The following is a 12,961-nucleotide window of genomic DNA, read 5'->3' on the forward strand; positions in this document are numbered from 1 at the left end:
GATGTGTCATCTGGCTTAATCTACGCTGAAACATTGAAAAACGGCGTAGTGAAGCAGATCCCGCCAGCGGCCTGAATGGCAACCGTAGGCGCAGAGGCATCAAAACCAGACGCGCAGCCCGGCAACCACTGCGGTGTCCTCCACTTGATCGCCTTCATCACGCGCCATATCGGCAGTATCACCATAAAGTTTCTGCCAATAGGCGCCGATATAGGGCGCGAACTTGCGATGTAGCTCATAGCGAAGGCGCAGGCCGGTGCGCAAGGAATTGAATCCCTCCCCTACACCGAACTCCTCGGCATCATCGAACGCCACTTCCATTTCCAGGCGAGGCTGCAGATAAAGCCGCTGGGTCAGTCGCAGATCATATTCCTGCTCCAGACTCAAGGAGGTGTCACCATCGTCACTGACACGAAGATCCAGCTCGGTTTCCAACCGGTAGGGCGCCAGCCCCTGCAGACTGATCACGCCGAAATAGCGCTCGGGATGGTCATCGCTGCCAAGCCCGCCCTGGTAGCCAAGCCCTCCCTGTAGCTCCCAGAAGTCGGCGATCAGTCGGCTATACAGCAGATCCAGTGATTCAAATTCCGCATCTTCGCCATCCCCTTGGGTGTTATCCCCTTCCCCCTTCAGGTAGACGCGATGAACGTCGCCTCCGTACCAGGCCTGAAAATCCCAGGTTACTGCCTCGCTGTCTTCAGACGGCCAGACGTATTCCAGACGGTCGACCAGCACCGAGCCACGCAGATGTTCCTGCATCGGCGACGGCCAGTGATCTGGCGCGTCGTAGCCATCCTCAGCCAGCGCCAGCGACGACAACCCAAGGCCCGATAGCGCTGCCAGGCAAATACGGCCCACACGAATTTCCATGCGTCATCTCTCCTCAGGCAACCTTGACGACGCGGAACATGCCGGCGTCCATGTGATAAAGAAGGTGGCAGTGGAACGCCCAGCTGCCCTCGGCATCCGCCGTGATCAGTGCAGAAAGGCGCTCGCCAGGCTTGACGTTCAGGGTGTGCTTGCGCGGAATCAGCTCGCCGGCACCATTCTCCAGCTCCATCCACATGCCGTGCAGGTGGATCGGGTGCTCCATCATGGTGCGATTGACCAGGATGAGGCGCAGACGCTCGCCCTTGTCGAAGTGGATCGGCCCCGAGACCTCACTGAATTTCTTGCCGTCGAAGGACCACATGTAGCGTTCCATGTTACCGGTCAGATGAAGCTCGAGTTCGCGACCAGGAGGACGACGGTCAGGCCATGGCGCGATGGCCTTCAAGTCCTGATACACCAGCACACGACGCTCGCGGGCATCCAGGCCGATTCCAGGCTGATCGAGGCGGGAGCCAGGCTGCGCCACGCCCACCGGTAGCATGGCTGTACCAGTGGCGCTCTCCGTACTGTCCATCTGAGCGTGATCCATTCCCGCCATGCTCGAGTGGTCCATACCGGTCATCGAGCCATGATCCATGCCGCCCATGTTCGAGTGATCCATACCGGCCATCGAGCCATGATCCATGCCCGTCATGCTCGAGTGATCCATACCGGCCATCGAGCCGTGATCCATGCCCGCCATGCTCGAGTGATCCATACCGGCCATCGAGCCGTGATCCATGCCCTCGTGGGCTCCCATGGCCTCCATTCCTCGATCGGCAATACGTCGGCGTTCCGGCAGCGGCGCCACCATCCCCATACGCGGCGCCAGGGTCCCCCTGGCAAAGCCGCTTCGGTCCATGGACTCGGCAAAGATGGTGTAGGCCACATCGTCTTTCGGCGTCACCAGAACGTCATAGGTTTCCGCCACCCCGATGCGGAACTCCTCGACGGGCACGGGCCGAACCGGCTGGCCGTCGGCCGCCACCACCGTCATTTCGAGCCCCGGAATCCGCACGTCGAAGTAGCTCATGGCGGAGCCATTGATGACACGTAGCCGCTGCGTCTCGCCGGGGCGAAACAGGGCAGTCCAATTGTCATCGGGTGAATGACCGTTGAGCAGATAGGTGTAGGTGGCGCCGGTAACATCGGCGATATCACGGGAGCTCATGCGCATCCGGCCCCACATGGCACGCGCTTCCCAGGTGGAGGCGAGCCCCTGACGGTCCACATCGGCGATGAAGTCTCCCAGGGTGCGCTCCTGGAAGTTGTAGTACCCCTCCCCGGTCTTCAGGTTGTGGAAGATGGTCGAGGGGTCCTCGAAACTCCAGTCGGTCAGCAGCAGCACGTGCTCGCGGTCATAGCGAAAGGGTTCGCGCTGTTCGGCGTCGATGACCAGGGGGCCCACATGGCCAATCTGCTCCTGCAGTCCTGAGTGGCTGTGGTACCAGTAGGTGCCGCTTTGACGGAGGGGAAAGCGGTAGGTAAAGGTTTCGCCCGGCATGATGCCGGCAAAGCTCACGCCGGGGACGCCATCCATCTCAGGCGGCAGGAGAATGCCGTGCCAGTGAATCGAGGTGGGCTCGTCCAGCAGATTGGTCACCCGCAGCGTCACGTCCTGCCCTTCCTTGAGCCGGATCAGGGGGCCAGGGCTGGTGCCGTTGAGGGTAATCGGCCGTGCAGACTGGCCAGCGATGGGCACGCTCTGGCGACGAATGGCCAGCGAGATATCCGGACCGCTTTCCACTCCCTTGGGGTAACTCGAGGTCTGCCCCCAGGGGTTGGCCCAGGCAGGCGCCAGACCGAGGGCGGCGGTGCCGATTCCCAGGGCCGCGCTTCCCTTGATGAATCCTCGTCGTGATAGCCGATGTGGCGGCAGAAGTGTCGTCGACATGGGTGCTGTCTTCCTGTGCGATGAACTTCTGCCATCTTCCATCGCCAAGCTGAAAGCCAGCTGAATCCTTAACGCACGGCCTCTCTCTCGGAGGTTGACGCCAGCGCCAACGGCAAGCGGATGGTCACCTCGAGTCCACCGCTGGGCGCCGCCCGAAAGCCGACCTCTCCCCGGTACTGCTCGACCAGTTCAAGCAGAATCGACAGGCCAATGCCGTTGCCTGGCCGCCCTTCATCCAGCCTCTGCCCTCGCCGGCCCAACAACGGCAGCAACTCCGCCGCCACTCCGGGGCCATCATCCTGGATCTTCAGCTCTAGACATCGCCCCAACGTCAGCGCGAGCCACACCGACTGGTTGGCCCACTTGCCCGCGTTGTCGAGCACGATGCCGATCATTTCCAGGAAGTCCTGTCGCTCCATCTCGATGCAGGCATCCTCGGCGTCCCCGAGGGCCATGACGAAGCGCTTGTCGGGGTAGAGGCTTCGAAACATGTCGAAAAGCTGGTCGAGTTCCCGCTTGACCCGGGTGTGCTGGCCGCCACCGGGGCCCGCCAGACGCGCCTGACGCAGGTGGGACTCCATCAACTCCTGCATCAGCGTCAACCGCTCCAGCAGACGCTCACGGCGGGATTGATCAAGCTCACGCTTGCTGCGCAGCGCCTGCATCACCGCGGTCAGAGGGGTCTTGAGCGCATGGGACAGGTCTGCAACGGCGTTACGCGAACGCACCAATCGGCGCTCCTGGCTGTCCATCAGACGATTAAGCTGCGAGACCAGAGGGCGGAACTCCTGCGGCACCTTCATTCTGAGACGCTGTCGCTGACCACTTCGCAGCTCGGCCAGCTGGCGCTGCAACAGATCCAGTGGCCGCAGGGCGGCATTGACCGCCAACCCGTTAAGCAGCGAAAGAGCCAGCAGCACCAGACCTGCGATGGCGCCAATCCACCAGTGCAGTGCCGCAAGGCCTTCCTCGACGCTGTCGAAGGATTCTCCGATGAGCAGCACCCCAGGCCTGCCGTCCACCGTAAAGGTTCGCCTCAACACCAGCAGGTGACGCCCCTCCAGGTGCACATCCAGCAGCGACCTGTCAGGCCCATCCAGATGGGGCGTCAGCGCCGACAACCAGGTCGGATGGGAGGTGGTGACGATCTCGCCGCGCTTGAGCACGTAAAGATGATGAAAGACCTCGGCCGACAGGCTCGAGGGCAAGGTGGGGGCCGGTACCGGGTCTGCGGCTTGACGCAGTTGCGCCAGGCGATACTCCGCCTCCTGACGCAGTCGGTCACCCAGAAAGTCCCGCGCGGTCTCGCGCAGCAGCAGGCCATGCATGAACCAGGTCAATCCCATGACCAGCAGGGACACCGCCCCGAGGCTGACCAGCAGGCGCAGACGGAGACTATTGCGTCTAATGCGAAACAAGCACGTACCCCTGGCCTCGGCGGGTCTGGATGACATGCTTGCCCAGCAGACGCCTCAGGCGCGCGATATAGACCTCCACCAGGTTGGGCGCCGGGGCATCCTGCTCCAGGGCGTAGAGCTGATCGAGCAGCTTCGTCTTGGAGTGCACCCGGTCAGGGTGGTGCATCAGGTAGCGCAGCAGGCAGAACTCGGTGGCGGTAAGCGTCTGCCATGGGCCTCCCGCGCAACTGACCTGGCGCTGCTCCTCGTCAAGGCGGATGCCATTGACGATCAGCCGCGCCGTCAATTCGGTACGCCGCCGCAGCAACGCCTGTATCCGCGCCAGCAGTTCCTGTTCGTGAAAGGGCTTGGTGAGGTAGTCATCAGCCCCCCGACGAAGGCCGTCCACCTTGTCCTGCCAGGCATCGCGAGCCGTCAGGATCAGCACCGGGAGGCCTAGGCCGTGTTCACGCTGGAATTCGAGCCAGTCGAGCCCCGAACCATCGGGCAGGCCGATATCCAGGATCATCAGTGCATACTCTTCGCTGTGCAACAGCGCCTTTGCCACGCTCAGTCGCTCGGCAACGTCGACGCGATAGCCATGATCATCCAGCGTATCCTTCAGACTCTCGCAGAGCAGGTCATCGTCCTCGACCAGCAACAGCTTCATCACCATCATCTCCCTGCCAGCGGGCCCAGGCATGCCACGCCTCACTCGAGCCGGACGGGGTGGCCCCGTCCCAGGCTTGCCGCCTATTCTCCCACACTCAGGGTGCCATGCATGCCCGCTTCAAAATGTCCGGGTACATTGCAGGCGAAGGTCAGCGATGCCCCCTGCTCCGGCGCCTGCCAGACAAGCGTCCTGGTCTCTCCCGGCGCCAGAGTCACCGCCGGCATGTCCATGGCGCCTTGCATCTGACTCATGTCGTGGCCGTCACCTTGCATGCCATGCCCTCCTCCCGAGGCCATCTCACGCATCATCTTGCGGTGTTCGTTCTGAGCCTCGGCGGAGCCGATCACGAACTCATGCTCGAGCTGACCGCTGTTGGTGACCTCGAAGGCCACCACCTCCCCGGGGGCAACGCTCAAGCTTTCCGGGCCGAACCAGATATCGCCGGCCTCGACGGCGATGGTGCGATCCGCCTGATCGGGGTCCATGGCGTCCGATTGAGCGTGGCCGGGACCTGCCAATGCCTGGGTCGACAATAGGCCAAGAGCGACCACCATCAGTGTGCTGCGCATGACGTCATCCTTCCGTTTTGGGTGTGTCCCTCTGTTTGTAGCGCAAGAACCTGAATCCATACTGAATCGGCGATAGATGGCTATGCGGTTCGCTGCGCCTACGAATGCTTCCACTGTTCCAGCAGCAGATCGATAAACAGCTGGGCGGTGCCCGAGATACTGTGCACGTTGCTGCGTACCAGGCCGATGGTGCGCTGGATGCGTGGCTCCGGCAGCTCCCGCGAACACAGGATCTCGTGATCCGGGCCCGGCATGGTCATGCGCGGCAGAATCGCCACTCCCAGGCCCGACTCCACCAGCCCCAGCGAGGTCGACAGATGCTGTACTTCGTAGAAGCTGTTGAGGTGGATGCCCTCGGCGGACAGCGCATTGTCCAGCAGGGTGCGATTGCCGCTGTCGCGACTGACGGTGATCAGCCGCACCTGCTCGAGGTCTGACCACTCGATCTGCTCCCTGGCCGCCAGCGGGTGATCGGAGCGCAGCGCCAAGACGAAGGGGTCTCTCATCAACTGGGTGAAAGACACCTCGGGCCGCTGGGCGCTGAACATGTTGATGCCGAAGTCGGCCTCGCCGCTGATGACCTTCTCGAGACCCTCGTTGGCGCTGACATCCAGAATACGAATACGGATGCCCGGCCAGGCCTCGCTGAACCCCCTGATCACGCTTGGCAGAAAGTAGAAGGCAGCGGTCGGCAGGCAGGCGATGGTCACGGTGCCGGTCTGGTGGGTGGCCAGCTCGCGGATACCGAGGATCGAGGACTCGTACTCTTCGATCATCCGTCGCGCCCGAGGCAGAAAGTCGGCGCCTATCGGCGTCAGCCGGGTACGCCGGGTGGTGCGCTCGAGCAGGCCCACCTCCAGCAACTCTTCGAGCTTCTGGATTCGCCGTGACAGCGCAGGCTGCGACAGGTGCAGGCGCTGAGCCGCCTCATGGAAGGAGCCCAGCTCCGCGACCTGGATGAAGGCCTGCAGATCGAGAAATTCAAGACGGTGCTGCATCGGGTCACTCTTGCATGAAGGCTTTTGGACTAATAACCATAGCGCATTAATCCTCATTTCGCATTGATAGACGCCAAACTTTGCATTTGAAGCATCAATAGACGCCTGACAAGCTGATACCACGACCTCCAACAACGGCGTGGCATCACGATGATGAACAGCATCCCCTGCATGATCATGCGCGGCGGCACCTCCCGCGGGCCCTTCCTGCGCATGAGCGACCTCCCCGACGACGAGCCCGCCAGGGCGGAAATCCTGATCAGCCTGATGGGCTCCGGCCACGCCCTGCAGATCGACGGGATCGGCGGCGGCGACCCGCTGACCAGCAAGGTGGCCATCGTCGAGCGCTCCAGCCACCCGGACGCCGACGTGGACTACCTGTTCGCCCAGGTGGACGTGCTCAACCGCCGTGTCGACTTCAACCCCAACTGCGGCAACATGCTGTCTGCCGTCGGCCCCTACGCCATCGAGTCCGGCCTGGTGGAGCCGCAACCGGACTACACCCTGGTGCGGGTACGCAACCTCAACACCCAGCGACTGATCGAGTGCCACGTACCCACCGACGCCGGCCAGGTCCGCTACGACGGCGACACTCGCATCAGCGGTGTCCCCGGCAGTTCCGCCGCCATTCAACTGAGCTTTCTCGACATCGTCGGAACCAAGACGTCGGGACTACTCCCGACCGGCCAGGCCGCCGACACCATCGACGGTGTCACCGTATCCTGCCTGGATGCGGCCACCCCGATCATCATGATCGACGCGCGAGAGCTTGGACTGAGTGGCCGCGAGACGCCGCTCGAGCTGGACGCCGACAGCGACCTGCTCAAGCGTCTGGAGAGGATCCGTCGTCATGCAGGAGAGCTGATGGGGCTTGGTGACGTCAGCGACAGCGTGCTACCGAAGCCCGTACTGGCCTCGCCCGCCGAGGATGCCGAGCGCACCCTGTGCACCCGCTACTTTGTCCCCCATCGCTGTCACAAGGCGATCGCTGTCACCGGTGCCATCGCTGTGGCGAGCGCCGTCAGCGTCCCTGGCACCGTCGCCAATCGCATCGCCATCGATGCAGGGCAGCTCAAGGCCGGTGACCTCAAGGCGGCCGTCAGCCTGGAGCACCCGTCAGGGTTCATCGACCTCCAGGTGGAGCACCGCGACGGCGACCCCGGCGATATCGCCCGGGCCTCATTGATCCGCACCGCCAGAAAGATCATGAGCGGCACCCTGTTCTATGCCCTGCCCGACCCTACTCTGCCCGGCACGCCTTCCAGCCGCCCCGGCCCGGACTGATCTGCACCGACAAGGACGCTGCCGGCTGCGCCGAGCGCCGCCGCGCCCGACAACCACAACCGCCATAACAATCACCACCTCCCCAACCGACATAATAATCGTCACAACGACCGTCAGGAGACACGCCATGATGACCCGTAAACCTTCCTCGTTCACCGCATCACGCCTCGCCTTGTCCCGCGTTACCAGGGCCGCGGCACTCGGCATCGCCATCGCAGGCGCCAGCCTCGCCGGCAATGCCCAGGCCGCAGATGTCGAGGTACCCGCCAATATCAAGTGGACCGTGCCGTTCGGCGTCGGCGGCGGCACCGATGTGTGGGCGCGCTTCTTTTCGCCCTGGCTCAGCGACTATATCCCCGGCGAGCCGACCATCATGATCGACAACGTCCCGGGAGGCGGCTCGATCAATGGCGCCAACCTGTTCGCCATGCGCGCCAAGGCCGACGGTTCAAACTGGCTCGGCACCTCGGCCTCCACCCAGTACCCGGCGATGCTGGATGATCGCCGCGTACGCTATGACTACAGCGAATGGACGCCGATCCTGGCAACCCCCACCGGCGGGGTGGTCTATGGCCAGCCGAGCCTTGGCGACACCGCCGACGCGGCGATCGATGCCCTGCTCAGCCAGCCGGTCAAGCTGGCCGCCCAGAACCCCACCGGTCTCGAGCTGCCCGTGCTGATCGCCCTCGACCTGCTCGGAGCGGACGTCCAGGCGGTGTTCGGCATGCGCAGCCGCGGCGAGGGACGACTGGCCTTCGAACGCGGCGAAGCGGACATCGATTTCCAGACCAGCTCGGCCTACCTGAGCAACGTCACCCCGCTGGTCGAGTCCGGCAAGGCAGTGCCGTTGTTCTCGCTGGGCCTGCTCGACGACGACGGCAAGATTGTTCGCGACCCGGCCTTCCCCGACCTGCCGACCTTCAACGAGGTCTACCAGGCGCGTCACGGCGAGGCACCCTCCGGGCCTGCCTATGAGGCGTTTCGTAAGTTCTTCGCCTCTGGCTTCGCCCTGCAGAAGCTGATCATGGTGCCCAGGGACACCCCTCAGGAGCTGGTCGACGCCTACCGTGACGCAGCCCGCGAGTTCGTCGCCACCGATGAGTTCAAGCAGGACGCAGAGGCCCAGCTCGGTCCCTATACCCCGGTCATCGGTGACGTCATCCAGCGCCACCTGGAAGACGCCATGTCGATCGATGAGGCGACCCGTGAGTGGCTGGCCAAGTGGCTCGAGGAGAAGCACAACGCCAGGATCTGACACCGTTCGGGAAGCGCCGGCCGCGACGGCCGGCGCTTCCTGGCTCAACGACTTCAACAAGACGCCCTCGGGCGTCACCAACAACTCGAGAGCCACACGCCATGCTTGATATCCTTCTTTCCAGCCTGGGACAGCTGTTTACCCTGTCCCATCTGCTGTTCATGACGCTGGGGGTGCTGGTCGGCCTGGTCGTCGGCATCATTCCAGGCCTCGGCGGCATCGCCGGCATGTCGCTGCTGCTGCCCTTTCTCTACGGCATGGAGCCCACGGTCGCACTCGGCATGCTGATGGGCCTGGTGGCGGTCATCCCCACCGGCGACACCTTCGCCTCCGTGCTGCTGGGCATTCCCGGCTCCAGCGCGTCACAGGCCACCGTCATCGACGGTTTCTCCCTGGCCAAGAAAGGCCAGGCCGCACGGGCCCTGTCCAGCGCCTTTCTGTCATCGATGATCGGCGGCCTGATCGGTGCCGTGGTACTGACCGGCTTTATCCTGATCGCAAGACCGCTGGTGCTGTCGTTCTCGTCATCGGAACTGTTCATGCTGACCCTGCTCGGGCTTTCCATGGTGGCGGTGCTGTCGGGAGCCGACCTGTTCAAGGGTCTGGCCGCCTGTGGCCTGGGTCTGCTGGTGGGGGGTATCGGCATGGCACCGGCCACCGGAGAATTTCGTCTGAACCTCGACATCGACTACCTGTTCGATGGCCTGCCGCTGGTGGTCGTCGGCCTCGGCATCTTCGCCCTGCCGGAGATCATCGATCTGCTGGTCAAGCGAGGCGCCATCGCCGAGAAGCCCTGCCGCCTGGGCGAAGGCTGGCGTCGCGGTATCCAGGACGTCGGCCAGCAGCGCGGGCTGGTCGCACGCTGCGCCGCCATCGGCAGCCTGGTCGGCACCATTCCGGGGCTCGCTGGCTCGGTGGTGGACTGGCTGACCTACGGCCATGCGGTGCAATCGGCCAAGGACAGCTCCGAGTTCGGCAAGGGGGATATTCGCGGCGTCATCGCCCCGGAGTCGGCCAACAACGCCTGCGCCTGTGGCGCGATGGTGCCGACCTTGCTGTTCGGGGTGCCCGGTTCAGGCACTGCGGCGGTGTTCCTGGGCGGCCTGCTGCTGCTCGGCCTGCAGCCGGGGGTCGGCATGATCGAGACCCATCTGGACCTGACCTACACCATCATCTGGTCGCTGGCCCTCGCCAATATCCTCGGCGCCGCGCTATGCCTGATCCTGGCCCGGCCCGTGGCCAACCTGACCCGGGTGCCCTTTGCCACCCTGGCGCCACTGATCACGGTGCTGATCATGTTCGCCGCCTTCCAGGCCACCCGCGCCACCGGCGATCTGCTCGCACTGGGTGCCATCGGCGTGCTGGGCGTGCTGTTCAAGCAGGCCAACTGGTCACGTCCGGCCTTCCTGATCGGTTTTGTGCTGGCACCGGGCGCCGAGGCCTACTTCTACCAGGCGGTCCAGTTCCAGGGCACCGACGCCTTCCTGCGCCCCGGCGTGCTGATCATCGGCGCCATGATTCTTGCCGCCATGTTCATTCCGGTGATCGGCAAGCAGATCAAGAAGCGGCGTCAGCCGATGTCGGTGGGCGCCGCGGCCACCGAGCCAAAGCCCGACGCTGAATCCCATCGTCTGGGGATCATCGATATCGTGCTGCTGGGAGCCCTGCTGGCGCTGGCGGCCAGCGCCTGGGTCAACGTCTCGGAGTTGTCACTGATCGGCGGCATCATGCCACGGCTCGCGATTGCCATCATGGCCCTCGCCTGCCTGGCCGAGATCGTCCGCAGCGTGGTACGTCGCCCCCGCTGGGAGCGTCAGACCTTCGCCCGAGAAGCCATCTGGCTGGTCGGCTTCTTTGCCCTCGTCGCCGCCATGCTGACGCTGGGCTTCATCACCACGGCCACTCTGTTCACCCTGGTGTTCCTGCTGGCCATCGCCAAGCTCAAGCCCTGGGTCGCGGTGCTGATGGCGCTGGGGGTACTGGCATTCCTGCTGGCCATGGCAGAGTTTCTGACCCTGACCTATCCCCAGGGCATCCTCGACCCGCTGCTGTTCTACTGACCCCCGCAGCGACCCGCAGCAGCCCTGCGAGTACGAAAGCCACCGCTGTACACCGTTGTAAAGAGATAAGCCCCGCCTCGGCGGGGCTTATCCTGTAAAGACGTGCGTGAGGGGAACACCATCGAGGTCGACGAGCATCGTCGACGGGGGTCGCTCGCTGGCCGGGTGACCGATCACAGCGAGTGCCACGAACTTGGCCTGAGCCACCTCGAGATTCACCAGCGTCGGCAAGATCCCCTCTGGCGGCAACGAGCCTTAGGAAAACGACTGACTGTCAGCCGCCTGGTGGATACGATTGGAGTCGGGCGTGCCATCTGGACATGACCACCGCGCCCCGGCTAGCTTCACAATAGGTCGCCTGAGCTCGGAACTGCTATTCACACTACTTCCTGTCAGGCCTCTTGCACGCCATTGCCACGAGAGCAGCACCAGCATGCTCGGGCAGGAGAGGTTGAATGCCTACAATTTCAATGTTTTATGGCATCATCATTCGGATGTACTATGCTCCAAAAGAGCACCCGCCGCCGCACTTTCATGTCTACTACGGCGAACACAAGGGAACGATCAATATCCGTACATGTGAGATTATTCAAGGAGATCTGCCAAGGAAGCAAACCAAGCTTGTCCTGGCATGGGCCGAGCTTCATCAGGACGAATTGATGGCAGACTGGCGACTGGTCATGAACGGCGAAGAACCCTTCAAGATCCAGCCATTACAGTGAGGGGGAAATCATGTACCCATCTGTGAAAAAGGTTACACCGATTGACGACTATCGCCTCTCGATCCATTTTGACAACGGAGAGAATGGCGTCCTGGATATGAAACCCTACCTGGATTTTGGAGTGTTTCAGAAGCTAAAGGATCGCAAGGCATTTGATCGCGTTCGGGTATCATTTGACACCATCGAATGGGAATCAGGAATCGATCTTGACCCAGAGTTTGTCTATGCCAAAAGCCAGCGTACTGACGTGCCACATGGAGAGGCAAGCGAAGAACAGGGCACACACAGCTAAGCACGCCACCAGGCCAGACAGCTGGACTGTCCAAGCGCAGATAAAGAACACTCGCTCGGGAATACCTTCCATTCTTCCGAGTCCCGAGCCACTCAGCGATCCACTTGAAAAATATCCTGGAGGGCCGCGCTCAGGCACGTCAGCAGTCCCCCGCGCCCTTATTGGCTCCCCTCGAACATGCGATGCCGGGCGTTGTCGATATGAGCCCGCATGGCGGCTTCGGCGCGCTCGCCATCCTTGTCGCTGATCGCCTCGACGATCGCCAGGTGCTCATCCTGGACCAGCTTCAAGCGCTCCTGAGAGGCCATCAGTGACAGCCCCCGGGTCAGGTTCATGCCTTCCTTGATGCTCTCGTTGAGCGACTTCAGCACGGTGATGTAGTAGTGGTTGCTGGCCGCCTCGGTGATCGCCAGGTGGAAGCGATAGTCCTCGTCGGTGGCCAGATCGTGGCGGGCGTTGGCCTCATCGATGATGTCGTAGCAGCGACGGATCTGGTCGAGCTGGTCCTGGGTGCGTCGCAACGCCGCCAGGTGCGCCGCCCGCGCCTCGACGTTGGTACGAAACTCGAAGCAGCGCTGGATATCGGCGATGCTCGAGATCGGGGCGAACTTGAGCACCGCACTGTCGGGCTGACGGATCACGAAACTGCCGGAGCCCCGCCGGGACACCACCAGTTCGTCTTCCTTGAGGCGCGCCAGGGCATCACGCAGCACCGGCCGGGACACTTCGTAGCGCTGGCACAGTTGCGCTTCGGTCGGCAGCTTCTTGTTGACCGGATACTGGCCCTCGATGATCGCTTCCAGAATCTTCTCGTAGACCGCCGAAGCCAGTGAAAATTTTTCGTCTTGTGCCATCTTGCCCTGCTCCGGTTCTCTGTTCCCTGGAAGCCGCCTGGCTTGTACCATCAGGCGCCACCTCCCTTTTACCACTGCAAAAGGCGCCCCGCA

The 12,961-nt window shown here is 63.0% G+C and carries 12 protein-coding genes; 5 read left to right on the forward strand and 7 right to left on the reverse strand.

Annotated elements, in window-relative coordinates; genetic code table 11:
- Positions 1 to 99 precede the first annotated feature (99 nt).
- The 6 genes from NFI08_RS10570 to NFI08_RS10595 form a co-directional block, all read right to left on the reverse strand.
- On the reverse strand, positions 100 to 870 hold the full coding sequence (locus NFI08_RS10570; protein ID WP_108449902.1) for a copper resistance protein B: 771 nt from the start codon (positions 868 to 870) through the stop codon (positions 100 to 102).
- A gap of 13 nt (positions 871 to 883) precedes the next feature.
- Complete coding sequence (locus NFI08_RS10575) at positions 884 to 2,764, reverse strand: copper resistance system multicopper oxidase (protein ID WP_108449901.1); 1,881 nt, start codon at positions 2,762 to 2,764, stop codon at positions 884 to 886.
- 68 nt (positions 2,765 to 2,832) lie between these two features.
- The gene (locus tag NFI08_RS10580; protein ID WP_239452590.1) at positions 2,833 to 4,182 is read right to left on the reverse strand and encodes an ATP-binding protein; all 1,350 of its coding nucleotides are present in this window, start codon (positions 4,180 to 4,182) and stop codon (positions 2,833 to 2,835) included.
- Positions 4,169 to 4,864: a response regulator transcription factor gene (locus NFI08_RS10585; RefSeq protein ID WP_240184300.1), complete on the reverse strand. Its 696-nt coding sequence runs from the start codon at positions 4,862 to 4,864 to the stop codon at positions 4,169 to 4,171. Before NFI08_RS10585 ends, NFI08_RS10580 begins: the two co-directional genes overlap by 14 nt.
- A 50-nt stretch (positions 4,865 to 4,914) precedes the next feature.
- Positions 4,915 to 5,403, reverse strand: coding sequence for a cupredoxin domain-containing protein (locus tag NFI08_RS10590; RefSeq protein ID WP_349589230.1), 489 nt, complete (start codon positions 5,401 to 5,403; stop codon positions 4,915 to 4,917).
- Positions 5,404 to 5,501: 98 nt separating this feature from the next.
- Positions 5,502 to 6,401: a LysR family transcriptional regulator gene (locus NFI08_RS10595; protein WP_045994126.1), complete on the reverse strand. Its 900-nt coding sequence runs from the start codon at positions 6,399 to 6,401 to the stop codon at positions 5,502 to 5,504.
- A gap of 150 nt (positions 6,402 to 6,551) precedes the next feature.
- On the opposite strand from NFI08_RS10595, the gene NFI08_RS10600 reads away from it, so the two are divergent.
- The 5 genes from NFI08_RS10600 (at position 6,552) to NFI08_RS10620 (ending at position 12,014) form a co-directional block, all read left to right on the forward strand.
- Entirely contained in the window at positions 6,552 to 7,685 is a 1,134-nt protein-coding gene (locus NFI08_RS10600) for a 4-oxalomesaconate tautomerase (RefSeq protein ID WP_045994125.1), read from the forward strand.
- A 127-nt stretch (positions 7,686 to 7,812) separates the two neighbouring features.
- Positions 7,813 to 8,940: a Bug family tripartite tricarboxylate transporter substrate binding protein gene (locus NFI08_RS10605; RefSeq protein WP_045994124.1), complete on the forward strand. Its 1,128-nt coding sequence runs from the start codon at positions 7,813 to 7,815 to the stop codon at positions 8,938 to 8,940.
- 101 nt (positions 8,941 to 9,041) lie between these two features.
- On the forward strand, positions 9,042 to 11,000 hold the full coding sequence (locus tag NFI08_RS10610) for a tripartite tricarboxylate transporter permease (RefSeq protein ID WP_045994123.1): 1,959 nt from the start codon (positions 9,042 to 9,044) through the stop codon (positions 10,998 to 11,000).
- A 455-nt stretch (positions 11,001 to 11,455) separates the two neighbouring features.
- Positions 11,456 to 11,722 (forward strand): DUF4160 domain-containing protein, encoded by a 267-nt coding sequence (locus tag NFI08_RS10615; protein WP_108449899.1) that lies wholly within the window; start codon positions 11,456 to 11,458, stop codon positions 11,720 to 11,722.
- A 10-nt stretch (positions 11,723 to 11,732) separates the two neighbouring features.
- Positions 11,733 to 12,014: a DUF2442 domain-containing protein gene (locus tag NFI08_RS10620; protein WP_286985187.1), complete on the forward strand. Its 282-nt coding sequence runs from the start codon at positions 11,733 to 11,735 to the stop codon at positions 12,012 to 12,014.
- A gap of 158 nt (positions 12,015 to 12,172) precedes the next feature.
- Here NFI08_RS10620 and NFI08_RS10625 read toward each other — a convergent pair whose 3' ends face one another.
- A complete protein-coding gene (locus NFI08_RS10625) occupies positions 12,173 to 12,868 on the reverse strand; it encodes a FadR/GntR family transcriptional regulator (protein ID WP_108131721.1) in 696 nt (231 codons plus the stop codon).
- Between the last annotated feature and the right edge of the window lie 93 nt (positions 12,869 to 12,961).

The organism is Halomonas sp. EF61 (assembly GCF_040147045.1).
In the GTDB taxonomy this organism is placed as follows: Bacteria; Pseudomonadota; Gammaproteobacteria; order Pseudomonadales; family Halomonadaceae; genus Halomonas; species Halomonas litopenaei.

Excerpts from the sequence above, each read along its gene's own strand:
- NFI08_RS10595 (WP_045994126.1), bottom strand. The coding sequence starts at position 6,401 with ATGCAGCACCGTCTTGAATTTCTCGATCTGCAGGCCTTCATCCAGGTC.
- NFI08_RS10590 (WP_349589230.1), bottom strand. The coding sequence starts at position 5,403 with ATGCGCAGCACACTGATGGTGGTCGCTCTTGGCCTATTGTCGACCCAG.
- NFI08_RS10625 (WP_108131721.1), bottom strand. The coding sequence starts at position 12,868 with ATGGCACAAGACGAAAAATTTTCACTGGCTTCGGCGGTCTACGAGAAG.
- NFI08_RS10585 (WP_240184300.1), bottom strand. The coding sequence starts at position 4,864 with ATGCCTGGGCCCGCTGGCAGGGAGATGATGGTGATGAAGCTGTTGCTG.
- NFI08_RS10605 (WP_045994124.1), top strand. The coding sequence starts at position 7,813 with ATGATGACCCGTAAACCTTCCTCGTTCACCGCATCACGCCTCGCCTTG.
- NFI08_RS10610 (WP_045994123.1), top strand. The coding sequence starts at position 9,042 with ATGCTTGATATCCTTCTTTCCAGCCTGGGACAGCTGTTTACCCTGTCC.
- NFI08_RS10620 (WP_286985187.1), top strand. The coding sequence starts at position 11,733 with ATGTACCCATCTGTGAAAAAGGTTACACCGATTGACGACTATCGCCTC.
- NFI08_RS10570 (WP_108449902.1), bottom strand. The coding sequence starts at position 870 with ATGGAAATTCGTGTGGGCCGTATTTGCCTGGCAGCGCTATCGGGCCTT.
- NFI08_RS10615 (WP_108449899.1), top strand. The coding sequence starts at position 11,456 with ATGCCTACAATTTCAATGTTTTATGGCATCATCATTCGGATGTACTAT.
- NFI08_RS10600 (WP_045994125.1), top strand. The coding sequence starts at position 6,552 with ATGATGAACAGCATCCCCTGCATGATCATGCGCGGCGGCACCTCCCGC.
- NFI08_RS10575 (WP_108449901.1), bottom strand. The coding sequence starts at position 2,764 with ATGTCGACGACACTTCTGCCGCCACATCGGCTATCACGACGAGGATTC.